Annotated in this window: 12 protein-coding genes and 2 pseudogenes; 10 read left to right on the top strand and 4 right to left on the bottom strand. The window is 49.5% G+C overall.

Annotated features, from left to right (window positions below):
* Positions 1–501: 501 nt before the first annotated feature.
* From M1L66_RS32315 to M1L66_RS32300, 4 genes and pseudogenes are all read right to left on the bottom strand, one after another.
* Positions 502–981 (bottom strand): annotated as a pseudogene (locus tag M1L66_RS32315) (VirD4-like conjugal transfer protein, CD1115 family); the annotation flags it as partial.
* A complete protein-coding gene (locus M1L66_RS32310) occupies positions 978–1,454 on the bottom strand; it encodes a PcfB family protein (RefSeq protein WP_006775545.1) in 477 nt (158 codons plus the stop codon). The pseudogene M1L66_RS32315 and the gene M1L66_RS32310, both read right to left, overlap by 4 nt.
* Positions 1,455–1,499: 45 nt before the next feature.
* Positions 1,500–1,712 (bottom strand): DUF5348 domain-containing protein, encoded by a 213-nt coding sequence (locus tag M1L66_RS32305; RefSeq protein ID WP_006775544.1) that lies wholly within the window; start codon positions 1,710–1,712, stop codon positions 1,500–1,502.
* Positions 1,713–1,729: 17 nt separating this feature from the next.
* Positions 1,730–2,621: pseudogene (locus M1L66_RS32300) on the bottom strand (DUF6017 domain-containing protein).
* Between the two features lie 522 nt (positions 2,622–3,143).
* Here M1L66_RS32300 and M1L66_RS32295 point away from each other — a divergent pair.
* From M1L66_RS32295 to M1L66_RS32250, 10 genes are all read left to right on the top strand, one after another.
* Positions 3,144–3,962: a MerR family transcriptional regulator gene (locus M1L66_RS32295; RefSeq protein WP_434689798.1), complete on the top strand. Its 819-nt coding sequence runs from the start codon at positions 3,144–3,146 to the stop codon at positions 3,960–3,962.
* Between the two features lie 95 nt (positions 3,963–4,057).
* The gene (locus tag M1L66_RS32290) at positions 4,058–5,275 is read left to right on the top strand and encodes an MFS transporter (RefSeq protein WP_434689795.1); all 1,218 of its coding nucleotides are present in this window, start codon (positions 4,058–4,060) and stop codon (positions 5,273–5,275) included.
* A complete protein-coding gene (locus tag M1L66_RS32285) occupies positions 5,268–6,434 on the top strand; it encodes a M20 metallopeptidase family protein (RefSeq protein WP_434689792.1) in 1,167 nt (388 codons plus the stop codon). The genes M1L66_RS32290 and M1L66_RS32285 overlap by 8 nt, the downstream gene beginning before the upstream one ends.
* 25 nt (positions 6,435–6,459) lie before the next feature.
* Positions 6,460–7,146 carry a DUF554 domain-containing protein gene (locus M1L66_RS32280; RefSeq protein WP_434689791.1) on the top strand — a complete coding sequence of 229 codons (687 nt, stop codon included), beginning with the start codon at positions 6,460–6,462 and terminating at the stop codon, positions 7,144–7,146.
* Positions 7,147–7,607: 461 nt separating this feature from the next.
* Positions 7,608–8,186 (top strand): aminoacyl-tRNA hydrolase, encoded by a 579-nt coding sequence (gene pth / locus M1L66_RS32275; protein WP_434689788.1) that lies wholly within the window; start codon positions 7,608–7,610, stop codon positions 8,184–8,186.
* Positions 8,183–11,719 (top strand): transcription-repair coupling factor, encoded by a 3,537-nt coding sequence (mfd, locus tag M1L66_RS32270; RefSeq protein ID WP_434689785.1) that lies wholly within the window; start codon positions 8,183–8,185, stop codon positions 11,717–11,719. Before pth ends, mfd begins: the two co-directional genes overlap by 4 nt.
* Positions 11,720–11,868: 149 nt before the next feature.
* Positions 11,869–12,054, top strand: a complete 186-nt coding sequence (locus M1L66_RS32265) for a hypothetical protein (RefSeq protein ID WP_002605189.1) — start codon at positions 11,869–11,871, stop codon at positions 12,052–12,054.
* A 191-nt stretch (positions 12,055–12,245) separates the two neighbouring features.
* On the top strand, positions 12,246–13,319 hold the full coding sequence (locus M1L66_RS32260) for a lactonase family protein (RefSeq protein ID WP_434689782.1): 1,074 nt from the start codon (positions 12,246–12,248) through the stop codon (positions 13,317–13,319).
* A gap of 293 nt (positions 13,320–13,612) precedes the next feature.
* On the top strand, positions 13,613–14,161 hold the full coding sequence (gene spoVT / locus M1L66_RS32255) for a stage V sporulation protein T (RefSeq protein ID WP_002605187.1): 549 nt from the start codon (positions 13,613–13,615) through the stop codon (positions 14,159–14,161).
* A gap of 29 nt (positions 14,162–14,190) precedes the next feature.
* Complete coding sequence (locus M1L66_RS32250; RefSeq protein ID WP_002605186.1) at positions 14,191–14,334, top strand: hypothetical protein; 144 nt, start codon at positions 14,191–14,193, stop codon at positions 14,332–14,334.
* Positions 14,335–14,340 lie beyond the last annotated feature (6 nt).

Genomic DNA, 14,340 nt, shown 5'->3' with positions numbered 1-14,340 from the left:
AGACTACTATGGGAACTCTGTTGCCATGGTGAATATTCAGAACCCCGCATTTCAGCGTTTTCATAGCCTTTCGGCATTTCACTTTAGGCAATCCCCGTTTAGTACGGTATAAACAAGCGTTCCACGTTGTCGGTATGTGACGTTCGCCTTTTTCCACTTTCCCGTGGCTGAACCTGCTCCGAGTATCAGCAGCCGCATAGCCAAACAATGCGACTGTCAGGAACACTGACGAGTACAACCTCTCTACGTCAGGGGTACGCTCTTGGTCCCGATTTCAGGCTGTCATTCAAGCAGTCTAGCTTCCATCCTCATACGTGGATTTTCATTCCGTCACGCCGGCGCTTCTGAGGCTTCAGCGCCCCGTGTCCTCCGTCATGCTATGGTCGCCCTCCGGTTTCCCTTTTGGGGTAAGACGGGGAATGATAGGTTGCGGCACAATGCCGCTTGATACTTTTACCTACTACTTGCTCAAGGTAGGATTTATACCGCCCTTACGGGCGCACTCGGCTTCACAAAAAATCTTGTCTTGCCGCTGCCGGAACCTCCGATGACCAGCACGTTTTTGTTCCGGGCGGTCTTGGGGTCTTTGGGGCGGTTGTTCATGGTGAGGCGTTCCGTCTGGGTCAGGAGGATGTTGTTATCAAACACCGGGTCGATGTACGGAGCGATATCTTTGGGGCCGCCCCAACGGGCGCTGCCGTACTCTACGCCTTTGCGGTATTTCTTGGCGTTCTTGCTCTTGCAGTACACCATCAGCCGCAGCAGCAGGGCACCGGCCACGCCCACCGCCAGATCGAACAGGTGGAAGCTGGGGGCGGCGCTTGCAAAGGCAAGGGAGAAGCCGTCTGCAAGGTGCAAGAGCTTTTCCGACAAGTCCGCCCCAGCCGCCAGCCGGTAGGTCTGTCCCAGCTTGCCAAACAGGTAAACAAACAGCAGATATGGTGCGTTGGACAGGATTTGTTTTTTTACTTCTGGCTTCACAGCGACAGCCCCCTTTCCTTGACTTTCTCCTTTGCCCGCTGCTTATCTTTGGCCGCGGCCTTTTGTTTCATGGCGGATAGGGCCTTTCGGATGGAGGGGCGTTCCTGCTGTTTGAGCTTCTTGGCCGTAAACTCCTTAAACGCCTGTTCCAGATTGTCCGCCTGCTTGGATTTGAAAATCACGATATACCGGGGCGGATGGGTGGTGCGGTCTTTCCGCAGGGTGAAATCAATTCCGTATTTCTTGGCGCAGGGCCGAAACAGGCCGATGTTGGAATCGGTGATTTCAATGTTGGACAGGGCGCAACCGTCCTTTTTGAGCTGCCGCAAGCTCTGTCTGCCTTGGTGGGGGTTACTCTTGGCTGATTGACGGGCAGCCAGAAATTTCTTCATGGCCGCCTGCAATACCTGGCCGGTGAGCTTGCCTGTCTTAACCGCTAATGCGATGGTTTTCTGTTCGATTTCTTCCTGCAACTGCTATCCCTCCTTTGGAAAGTCAAAGCAGGCAGGCGGCACAGCTTAGATCCGCACCCGCAGGCCGGAGAGGTCGTCGGTGCGGATACCCACCAGATACCAGTTGTCAGCCATTTCTATGCGGGTGGGCCTCCATCTGCCGCCTGCCAATACATCAAAGGTTTCTCCGCAGTGCAGGCCGCCGTAGTAGTCCGCTAGGTCAAAACGGATGTCATAGCGGTCTGCCTGCTCGTCAAAAATCAAAGTTCCCTGTTTCATAGGGCTGTCCTCCTTTTTCAGATTTTGCCGGTGTTCATATCGTGGGCCACCAGCGCCGTGTAATAGCCGTTGATGGTGCTTGGGGCGTTGAACAGAACCGCCAGCAGGTATTTCTTGATATTTCGGATTTCCGAGGTGTTTTTGCTGATACAGTCAAAGACAAATTCAATGTGAGAGCTGTCCAGTTTCATCAGCTTGGATTTCACCAGCTCGGCGGGGTAATCGTCCCCGGCAATGCGGATAGTCTTTCGGGCGCTGCATACGGTTTTCCACCAGCAAGTCCACGATCTCGTCCAGCATATCCCGGTCAATCCCCTTGGCGTACTGGTAAAGGTGTTCATACTCGATGTTGTCCTTGATGATCTCCCGATAAATCTCTACGGCGCTCTGTGATTTCGCTCCCGTTCCTTTCCGTTCCGGCGGCGCAGCCGCTTCTTCCCCCAAAGGAGAGGGAGGGGAAAGGATAGGAATGGAATCGGTATTTGATCCATCTGTAATTGATTTCTCTTTACTTGATCTATCTTTATTTAATTGCGTTGGTTTTTCCTGCGTAGGCTTTTCCTGCGTTGGATTATCCAATGTTGGATTTTCCAATGTAGGTGAATCCGGCACAGGCTGGGGCTGTTCGTAAATGATGTAATCCGCCCCGCGCAGGCGGCCTTGGCTGTCGCGCTCACGGGAACGCACGATATAGCCCGCCTGTTCCAGCTCCCGGACAGCCGCCCGGATCGCGTCGATCTTCTCCCGGTTGATAAGGGACAAGCCTTTCAGCGTAAAGTCCCAATCCTCCGGCAGGGACAGCATTTGCGACAGCAGGCCCTTGGCTTTCAGGGACAAATCCTTGTTCCGCAGGTGGTGGTTGGACATCACCGTATAGCCCCGGTTTTTCTCCACTCGAAAAACTGCCATCTCGTCGTCCACTCCTTTCACTTGAAATTTCACCGCGCCGTCAAGGGCGGTGAGCTTGCCCGGCTGGTAAGGGCATTCTGCGTAAACGCAGAATTGATATTTCCATTGCGGGCGATAAAATCGGCAAGTGCCGCAGTCCTCCGGCGCTCCGGCTTCGCCGTTGTCAAAATGATCCGCACCTGGCCTTGTCTGCATGATCTGTTCAAAGGCCCGGTCGCTGCCGGACGTAAAGTACATAGGCAGTCGCTCCTTCCTCTATTTGGTCGCAAAAAAGCGGCGTCCTGATCTCCCCAAAGGGAAAAGAGAACGCCGCTGTCTGCGGTGTCGTATTCGATTTTTCGATGTGCGCTGTTTGGGATAGCGGGCTTCATGGGAAAAGGCAGCGTGTCAAGGCTCCCTCCGAATGTAGTAAATGGGTAGTAAATTCGGTGTCCCTATCCCGTAATTTGCCCGTATTTCTGGGCTTTTTTGAGATAATCAGAGTTGTTAAAATGAAATAATATAGAAGGTGGGGGTCTTATATTGAAGACATATAAAATCGGAGAAATCTCAAAGATGTTGGGGATTAGCTCGGAAACCATACGAAATTATGAAAAAAAGGGATTAATCCGGCCCTTCAAGGATGAGTATTCGAATTACCGATATTTTGATATTATCCAGATCAATCATCTGCTGAATATCCAGAGGTTTCACAAATATGGATATTCGCTGCAGGAGGTGGGCGATATCATGCAGCAGACTTCCATGGCGAATCTGGAGATGTCCTTGGAAAATAAAGAAGCGGAGCTGATAAATGAGGCTTTTTATATGAATCTGAAGTTAAACAGCATTCATTCTGCTATTTCCAGTATGACACAGGCGCAGAATGCAAAACGGGGATGCTTTTTAGGGATACGGCCGGCTCTGTACCGGATGAATTACCAGAAGCAGTTTGATTTAATCTTGGATAATCAGGTACAGGCAGAACTGGTCAAATGGTTAAAGCATGCAGATCTTCCATTTATGTCAGGTTCTGCCTCGCCGGAGGTCATTAAATCCGGAAAGCACGAGTTTGATTTTGGTTTTTGTCTGGATAAGGCGACGGCGGAGTTTTTGGGTGTTCATGAGAGCGAGATTGTGAAATACTATGAAGCCTGCCCGGCAATCATATTTTATTATGAAGCAACACCGGAAAGCACGATGCCGGAAAAGTCAAAAATGCTGCTGGATTTTGCCGCAGAAAATCATCTGCAAATAAAGGGAGAAAGCATTTCACGGGTGATATTTGCCAGTTGGGAACCTGAGAATTATTATATTTCTCATTTGGTATGGGTCCCTTATGAAACACGTGACGGAAAATAAAATATTTTTTCATTTTACTATTGACTCTCAAGCTGATTGAAGGTTTATGATGTTTGTGTTCAGAAGAACAGTTCAAGTAGAATGGAGAAAAGGTCATGAAATTAACAAAAAATCAATGGATTGTATTTGGTGTAATTTGTTTTATCGGTATCTTTGCAAACCTCGATAAAAGTATGATCGGATTTACAGCAGATAAATTAATTAGTACATATGGGTTCACAAAAACACAGATGGGGAATCTTTCTTCCGTGTTTTATGTCAGCTTTATCCTGGTGACGATTCCCGGCGGCTGGCTGGTGGACCGCTTCGGTTATAAGCAGTTTGTGGTTATTTCATTAGCGCTGCTGACCGTATTTTCATTCCTGTTTGGTAGTGTTACCGGTTTGGGGGCAATCGTGTTGCTGCGTTTCATGGTTGGATTCGGGCAGGCGGGATATACCAATGGCGCGCCGAAGATCATTAGCGAGCATTATCAGAGTGATCAGTGTGCAAAGGTACAGTCCTTCGTTGTTGCAACAGCAGGAATTGGGGGTATCTTGGCGAGTACCGTTGGTGAAAGTATGATTAACAGCAACTGGCATTATGCTTATTATTTCCTTTCAGCAGGCTACCTGGTAGCGCTGTTGGCCGTCATCTTTTTGATGAAGGACAATTTTAAAGATAAGGGAGCCGGAAATGCGGTGGTTAAGGCTCCGCAGCAGAAGGCTGGCTTCTTTGACGCATGGAAGAATAAAAATACATTACTGCTGGCACTCGCGGTATTGTTCAGCAACCTTGTGGGAGTTGCCATGCTGTTCTGGCTGCCCAATGTGCTCCGGATTAATTTTAACGTGGAGAATCAGGGAACTTTATCAAAAATAATGGTTGCTTTTTATATCATCATGACAATTGCGATGGCATCAAGTGGTTCCATTATCACCAAATTTTTTAAAGGAAAAGAATTAAAATTTATTTTCGTATCCTCGATTTTGACAGCTGTATGTTTAGTGGTATTTATAACAACTCCCATTTATATGCTTGCGATTGGAGCTTTGTATGTATCCGTATTCACTATGATGCTGGCATTTTCGGCGCTCTTATCGGTACCTTATCAGCTTGTGCCAAAGCAGATTATCGGAGCCGCATTTGCCGTATTAAATATCGGCGCTTTCGTAGGCGGAATTATTTCACCGCAGTTAGTTAGCTTATTCGCACAGCCGACCAGCTATTTATATTCCTTTATCTGTCTGAGCGTATGCATGATTATCTCAGGCGCTTGCGCCTTGTTTGTGAAAAAACCTGTAGAAATTGTAGGAGGTACTGAAAATGAATGAATGGTTTGATAAAATCCCGGTAGAGGAAATGATAGAATGGAGAAGACATATCCACCAAAATCCGGAATTGTCTTTTAAAGAGTATAACACAGCGGCATACGTAAAAGAAAAACTGCGTTCCTTTGGGCAAATTGAAATTGCAGAGCCGACAGAAACCAGTGTATTGGGTATTTTAAAAGGAGATTTTGGGGGAAAGACTATTTTGCTTCGCGCCGACATGGATGCACTGCCGATGCAGGAAGAAAGTGGGCTGCCTTACCAGTCTGTAGTAGCAAATGCTGCACATACCTGCGGTCACGACACCCATACAGCCATGCTTTTGGCAGCGGCAAAGGTTTTATCAGGAATGAAACACCAGCTTCACGGGACTGTGAAATTCATTTTCCAGCATGCAGAGGAGGTCAATCCCGGCGGGGCAAAGTCAATCGTCGATAGCGGACTCATTGATGATGTAGATGCCGTAATTGGTCTGCATATTATCTCCAACCTGGATGCAGGCACCATAAATGTTCACACAGAAGGTCCTGCGACAACGGCCGCAGATGGTTTTTTCCTAAACATACAGGGAAAAGGAAGCCACGGCTCCATGCCTCAGAAGGGAATTGATCCCATCATTGTGGGAGTACAGATGATCAATGAATTTCAGACCGTCATTTCCCGCTATGTGACGCCGGGAGAGATGGCAGTTCTTACTGTTGGGGAATTTAAAGCAGGGGAAGCGCCGAACATCATCTCGGATAAAGCCTATATGAGTGCATCTGTCCGTACGGTAAACGAAGAGACAAGACAGAGAATCGCGCAGCGCATAAAGGATATCGTGGATAAAACCTGTCAAATATATGGCGCATCCTATGATCTGGATTATCAATTTTCTTATCCGTCGGTTATCAATGATAAGAATCTCTCTGAATTGGTCATGAAAAGTGCGAAAGAAGTGCTTGGCGCGGAGATGGTGAGGGAAGTGCCGATCATCAGCGCAAGCGAGGATTTCGCATATTATCGTCAGATAGCCCCGATTTCATTTGTCCAGCTGGGCGGTGGTACTGCGGCGGACGGGTGTGGCTTTGCCAATCATCATCCAAAGTTTATGATTAAGGAAGATTCGCTTATCTCTGGTGTAAAGACAGAGGTACAGAGTGTGTTAAACTTTTTAAAGTAATTGATCCAAGGGGGCAGCATTACTTATGTTATATATATTTCTCAATATGATAGGAATCGAAGCCGGAGGATTTCTAAGTGGTTTAGTTAAAAAAATCATATCTAAAAAACAGATTGATGCCGTGCTGATTATTGCAAACCTGTGTATTGCGGCAGTCGGAATCCAGGGCGCAATAACGACAGAGAATTCAGCTCTGATGATTATCAGCTGTGTTTTAGGCGCATTGGCCGGCGCCGGCTGCGATCTGGATGGGAAATTCAACCGGTTTGGTGGTTTCCTTAAATCAAAGTTTAAAAAAGCGAATGAAAATTTTGTGAAAGGTTTTATAACAGTCTTCATGATTCAGTGTGTTGGTTCCATGGCAATTGTGGGGCCGCTTGACATTGGTTTAAAGGGCGATGCGTCCATATTGATATTTAAAATAGTCCTGGATACCTGCAGCTCCTTAATTTACGGTGCGATTTATGGCCCCAGTGTTATGCTGTCCGGCCCGTTTGTGTTCTTATATGAGACGGTGATTTTTCTCTTAGCGGGCGCGCTCCATCCGTTTTTAACAGATGCGGTTATCAATGAAATCTCGGCTATAGGTTCTCTTCTTATTTTTGCCATGTCGCTGGATTTATTGGATATCCTGCATTTAAAGGTTGCTAATTACCTGCCCGCACTGCTGGGGCCGGTGGCGTATTATCTGATTCTAATGGTAATTCGTTGATATTGAACCGCAGCATTCTCTTAAATCTTACTGGATAAATTCCTCTCTTCCCCCTTTACATCAAGGTTTCAAACTGTTAAAATGAGTAAACCAGCCAGCGTTAGATACCCCCTACAAGGAAATCTAGCGCTTTTCGGGCGTTCTGAAGTCCAATACCCCGCCGCTGGCAACTAGTACTGCATTGTGCAATTAACTGTGATAAAACACCTGCTATCTACGCCAGAGCCGCGCCTGCAAAGCTAGTCGTAGGGTCCACTACGCCGTCGCTTTGCAGACACGCCTCTGACGCAGATATCAGGCATTTTATTCACAATTAATTACGCAATGCAGTACTAGGCATTGGTTCTCGCGGCAGTCGCCGGCCGGACATGCGGGTATGTTCGCCTGGTTCGCTGCCCGCGTAAATAATTGGCATGAACTCAGAGATAAATTAATATAGAACATAGTAAGGAGCGGAAAATATGTATTTGATCGCAGGACTTGGAAATCCAACAAGGGAATATGAAAAAACGAGACATAATGTAGGCTTTGAAGCCATCGATATTCTGGCGGACAAGGCCGGAACGACGGTGACGGAGAAGAAGCATAAGGCGCTGTATGGAAAGGGATATATCGGCGGTCAGAAGGTGGTCCTGGCGAAGCCCCAGACGTATATGAACTTAAGTGGGGAAAGCGTCCGAGAAATCGCGGACTTTTATAAAATAGAACCGGAGAACATCATCATTCTCTGCGATGATATTAATCTGTCAGAAGGGCAGCTGCGCATACGCTTAAAGGGAAGCGCCGGCGGCCATAACGGCTTAAAAAATATCATCAGCCATCTGGGAACTCAGGAATTTCCGAGAATACGCATCGGGGTAGGCGAGAAACCGCGCGGCATGGATCTGGCGGACTACGTGCTGGGGAGATTCCCGAAGGAGCAGCAGGCAGTTATGGAGGAGGCATACCGCGACGCGGCGGAGGCGGCCTGCATGATGATCGAGGACGGAGCAGATGCGGCGATGAACCATTATAACAGAAAAAATAAGGAGAATTCATGAGCGATGTGTTTGAAAGTCCATTAAGAGAGCTGAAGGAATTTGAAGACTTAGACCGCGATTTAAACCGGAAAAAAGGGCCGGTTCTGGTCAGCGGCTGTATGGATTCCCAGAAGGTCCATTTAATGTACGAGGCGGCGAAGGAGGTGCCCTGGAAGCTGGTGGTCACTTATGACGACACCAGAGCCAGGGAGATTTACGAGGACTTCCGCAATTTCGAACCGGGAGTCTCTCTGTATCCTGCCAGGGACTTACTGTTCTTTAACGCGGACATTCACGGAAATCTTTTAACTAAACAGCGTATGGCCGTATTCCGCAGGCTGATGGAGGAGAAGTCCGGCGTGGTCGTCACTACCTTTGACGGGCTGATGGACCATCTGCTTCCGCTGGCCTTCTTACAGAAGCAGGTTCTCGAGGTGGGAAGCGGACAGACTTTAGATATCGCAGAGTGGAAGGAAAAACTGGTGGAGCTGGGTTACGAGCGCGTAGCCCAGGTGGATGGCATGGGCCAGTTTTCGATCCGGGGCGGAATCATTGATGTATTCCCGCTGACCGAGGAACTGCCGGTGCGTATCGAACTGTGGGATGATGAGGTGGATTCTATCCGTACCTTCGATATCGAGAGCCAGCGGTCCATCGAAGAACTGGAACGTGTCCTGGTCTATCCGGCCACGGAGATGGTGCTGACGAAGCAGCAGATCGCAGACGGACGGGAAGCGATCGAAAAAGAGGCAAAGAAATACGAGAAAGATTTGAGGGCGCAGCTTAAGACGGAGGAGGCAGCCCGGATTCATTCCATTATCTCGGAACTCTCGGATGGCCTTAAAGAAGGCTGGAAACAGCACGGCCTGGACGGTTATATCCATTATTTCTGCCGGGACAGTGTGTCATTTCTCGATTATTTCCCGGAAGAGGACACGGTCATCTATTTAGACGAGCCGGAGCGGTTAAAGGAAAAGGGTGTGACGGTGGAGGAAGAGTTCCGGGAGAGCATGATATCCCGTCTCGAACACGGATATCTGCTTCCGGGACAGACGGGACTGCTTTACCCGGCTAAGGAGATGATGGCCAGGACGCAGAAGAGCCGTACCGCGTATCTGACCGGCCTGGAGCAGAAGCTCTCCGGATTTACAGTAAATGGAAGATACAGCCTTTCCGTGAAAAATGTGAACTCCTATCAAAATGGATTTGAACTGCTGATCAAGGATCTGACCAGGTGGAAACGGGAGGGATACCGAGTAATCCTTCTTTCCGCCTCCAGGACCAGATCCAGCCGTCTTGCCAGCGACTTGAGGGAGTACAATCTGCGGGCGTGGTGCCCGGATGAGAGCCGGGAAGAGGTGGAAGTAAAGCCGGGTGAAATCCTGGTAACCTACGGAAACTTACACCGCGGTTTCGAGTATCCGATGATCAAGTTTATCGTGATTACGGAAGGCGACATGTTCGGCGTCGAGAAAAAGAAGCGGAAGAGGAAGAAGACCACTTACGAAGGGACGAAGATTCAGAGCTTTTCTGATCTGTCGGTGGGGGACTATGTGGTTCATGAGGACCACGGCCTGGGTATCTACCGCGGAATTGAGAAGATCGAACAGGATGGAGTCATCAAGGATTACCTAAAGGTGGAGTATGGAGACGGAGGCAACCTCTATCTGCCTGCCACACGCCTGGATGGAATCCAGAAGTACGCCGGTTCCGAGGCGAAGAAGCCGAAATTAAACCGTCTCGGCGGAGACCAGTGGAACAAGACGAAGACCAGGGTGAAAGGTGCGGTTAAGGAGATCGCCAAGGACCTGGTGCAGCTATATGCAGCCAGACAGGACACCCAGGGCTTCCCGTACGGGCCTGATACGGTATGGCAGAAGGAATTCGAGGAGATGTTCCCTTACGAGGAGACGGAGGACCAGCTGGATGCCATCGATGCCACCAAGGGCGACATGGAGAGCCGGAAGATAATGGACCGCCTGATCTGCGGCGACGTGGGCTACGGAAAGACGGAGATCGCCCTGCGCGCCGCGTTCAAGGCGGTGCAGGACGAAAAGCAGGTGGTGTATCTGGTGCCGACCACGATTCTGGCCCAGCAGCATTACAACACCTTTGTCCAGAGAATGAAGGATTTCCCGGTGCGTGTGGATCTGATGTCCCGGTTCCGCACACCGGGCCAGGTGAAGAAGACGCTGGAGGATTTAAAACGCGGACTGGTGGATATCGTGATCGGCACCCATCGCGTGCTGTCAAAGGATGTCCAGTTTAAGGATTTGGGGCTTCTGATTATCGATGAGGAGCAGCGATTCGGCGTGGCTCACAAGGAGAAGATCAAGAAGCTGAAGGAAAATATTGACGTTCTCACCCTGACTGCGACTCCGATTCCCAGAACGCTGCACATGAGCCTGGTGGGAATCCGCGACATGAGTGTGCTGGAGGAACCTCCTGTAGACCGTATGCCCATCCAGACGTACGTGATGGAGTATAATGACGAGATGGTCCGGGAGGCCATTAACCGGGAGCTTTCCCGGGGCGGCCAGGTGTATTACGTATACAACCGCGTCAGCAACATCGACGAGGTGGCGAACCATATCGCCAGTCTCGTGCCGGAGGCCTCAGTGACCTTCGCCCATGGCCAGATGCATGAGCATGAGTTGGAGCGCATCATGTTTGATTTCGTCAATGGGGAGATCGATGTGCTTGTCTGCACCACCATCATCGAGACGGGACTCGATATTCCCAATGCCAATACGATGATTATACAGGATGCGGACCGCATGGGACTTTCCCAGCTGTACCAGCTGAGGGGGCGCGTGGGCCGGTCGAGCAGGACTTCCTATGCGTTTCTCATGTACAAACGTGACAAGATGCTTCGGGAGGAGGCAGAGAAGCGTCTCCAGGCCATCCGGGAGTTTACGGAGCTGGGCTCCGGCATCAAGATTGCCATGCGTGACCTGGAGATCCGCGGGGCGGGCAATGTTCTGGGCGCGGAACAGCACGGCCATATGGAAGCGGTCGGGTATGACCTTTACTGTAAACTGTTAAATCAGGCGGTATTGGAATTGAAGGGCCAGCGGAGGGAGGAGGACACCTACGAGACTGTGGTGGACTGCGACATCGACGCTTATATCCCTACCTCTTATATTAAGAATGAATATCAGAAGCTGGATATTTACAAGAGGATTTCCAGTATTGAGAATGAGGATGAGCACATGGATATGCAGGATGAGCTGATGGACCGTTTCGGAGATATTCCGAAGCCGGTTGAAAATCTCCTGCACGTGGCGGCCATCAAGGCGCTGGCTCATGGTGCTTACGTGACCGAGGTGAACATCAACAGCCAGGAGATCCGGCTCACCATGTATCAGAAAGCGAAGCTTAACGTGGCGGGCATACCGGCTATGGTGGAGCGGTACCGCGGCGATTTGAAGTTCCATATGGCGGATGAACCGTACTTTACGTTCATCGACAGGCGGAAAAACCAGACCACGGCCGGTATGATGGAACAGGCGGAAGAGCTGCTGAAACAGTTGCGTGAATTGACAGAAAAATAAAGAGTATTCTGAAAAGTGTTTATAAAAATTTAAGCTTACGATGGTTGCTATTAGCCTATTTTATGATATAATAATAGTAGAAGAAGGGATAAAAATCCCCAATGCATGCTATATTTCCATAATCATAAAATATAAGAAAGGTGGTAACCATGGACGTTTTAGGTATGTATCTTCTGCAGAGAGTTTCGAATGAGCTGACCATTCAAAGGAATGAATCATTTGAGAACAGATTTGTAGCTCCGGTTCCTGACAGCACGGCGGCAAGGGTGACGCATGAGGCGTATGTATGCTCCTCAAAGGACGTATCACCAAGGGTCACGAAAGGAGCGTTCTGATTCAGACAATGAAGATTGCGAAAGAGCAGTAGGAGTTTCGTAAGCAGGCGGCTGTTCCGGATTCTGTAAGGAGCATGCTTAAAAGATTTTGAAAGGGAGCTGCTGCACCGGCTGTGTAAGACCAGCGGTGCGCAGCTTCTTTTTATCGGGTAAAATGATAGAAAATACGATTTGGGGAAAGGATAACATTTATGAAGCAGAATTACATCGTATATGCAGGAAGCTATGCAGCGGCAGAGGAGGCCGGAATTCACGGGTACAGGCTGATCCGGGGAGAAGGCGGGGAGCCGCGGCTTACGGAAGTTTTTGCGGCCGCAGGAGTGTCGAATCCGTCGTACCTGGCGGTTTCCTCCGATGGCCGGTTTTTATACTCCGTTATGGAGGACATGACTTATGAAGGAAGGAGCGGAGGCGGTGTGGCTGCGTTCCGGATTCACAGCGATTCGCTGACGCTTCTTAACACACGGGGAACGGAGGGAACGCTGCCGTGTCATCTGCTTCCCGATGAGAAGCGGGGCTTTCTGTACGCAGCCAACTATATGAGCGGCAGCGTATCCATGTTCCGGTTAAATGCGGATGGCTCCATCGGGGAACTGTGTGATTTGAAACAACATTCTGGCCACGGACCCAATGAAGAGAGACAGGAGGGGCCTCATGTTCATTATACAGGGTACTCTGCGGATGAAGAAGGTCTCTGGTGCGTGGATTTAGGGATCGACCGGATCAAATATTACAGGATCGATGAAAAGAATGGGAAGCTGGAGCCAGACGAGAAGCGCGATATTGTATTTCCGGGAGGTACGGGGCCGAGACATTTTGTCTTAAACGGTGAGAAGAGAGAGCTGATGTATGTGGTGAGTGAACTGAGCTCGGAGGTATTTGTGATTCAATGCAGCGGCGGGGAAAACCGTATCCTGCAGAGAGTCTCCACACTGCCGGAGCAGGCGGAGAACAACACGTGTGCGGCCATTCATTTATCCGGCGACGGACGTTTTCTCTGCGCTTCCAACCGCGGGCACGACAGCATCGCGGTGTTTGCGGTGGACGCCGGTACCGGACTTCTCACGTTCACCGGGCGGACCGGGACGAGGGGGAAGACGCCCAGGGATTTCTGCCTCTGCGGGGACGTAATCCTTTCCGCGAATCAGGACAGCGATACGATTACCATGTTTCGATTTGATGAAGAAAATGGAAAAATCGATGACATGGATGAGGAGATCCGCTGCGGATCGCCGGTATGTCTGATCGGCGCAGCGGAACGGTGAGGAGAAGACAGGCAGGAAGAATATAACAGAACAGCCATCAACCACAAAATCTGATCGTATTTGCGCCAGTTCAAAAGAACTGGCGCATTTTCTTACGCCATACTCTGCAGTCATGATACTGCGGAAGCCGCATTCAGAGCGGTCTTCACGGCTGTAAATCAATTTTAAAAACCTCATTCGATGGAAAATGACAGGGATATATTACGAAAAATGGCAGACATGAGTATAAATCTCAGCGTTCGTAGCAAAATAGTATCAGTGATATAAAATTGTACACCATGGAGGAGTTTTATATGAAAGCAACAGGTATTGTAAGGAGAATTGATGACCTTGGCCGTGTGGTAATCCCGAAAGAAATCAGGAGAACCCTTCGTTTGAGAGAGGGTACGCCGTTAGAGATATTCACAGACAGGGAAGGCGAAATCATTTTAAAGAAATATTCACCGATGGTTGAACTGACGGCGTTTGCATCCCAGTATGCGGAAGCCATGGCACAGACGACGGGACTTACCGTCTGCATCAGTGACAGGGACCAGGTGATCGCGGTTGCCGGTGGTTCGAAAAAGGAACTGCTCCAGAAGACGATCAGCAAACAGCTGGAAAATGTAATTAATGAAAGAACCGTATTGCTGGCTGGAAAAGATGATAAGAATTTCACTCCCCTGACTGGAGAAGCCCTGGAAGGGATCACAGCCCAGGTGATCGCGCCGATTATCTGTGAAGGCGATGCGATCGGGGCGGTTGCTTTGTTAAGCCGAGAGCCCAGAGCAAGATTTGGAGATATGGAAACGAAGCTGGCTACGACGGCAGCAGGATTCCTTGGAAGACAGATGGAAGGCTGATAACAGCCGTAAAAAAGGAGGTGACAGAGATGGCAGCGTATGATCCGAAGGAAGATGATTACGGTGATGGAGATATACCCGAAGTGGATACAGAACCCTACAAAGACGGCTTCTATGTGGAGCCGCTTCCCGAGTCCACACGTCCCAGAAGGGACGGCCCCGGCGGGGACTGATGATGA

The sequence above is a fragment of the Hungatella sp. SB206 genome (genome assembly GCF_051132295.1).
Classification (GTDB): domain Bacteria; phylum Bacillota; class Clostridia; order Lachnospirales; family Lachnospiraceae; genus Hungatella; species Hungatella effluvii.
The sequence above is the reverse complement of the archived record's forward strand: the minus strand, read 5'-3'. Positions and strand labels throughout refer to the sequence as shown.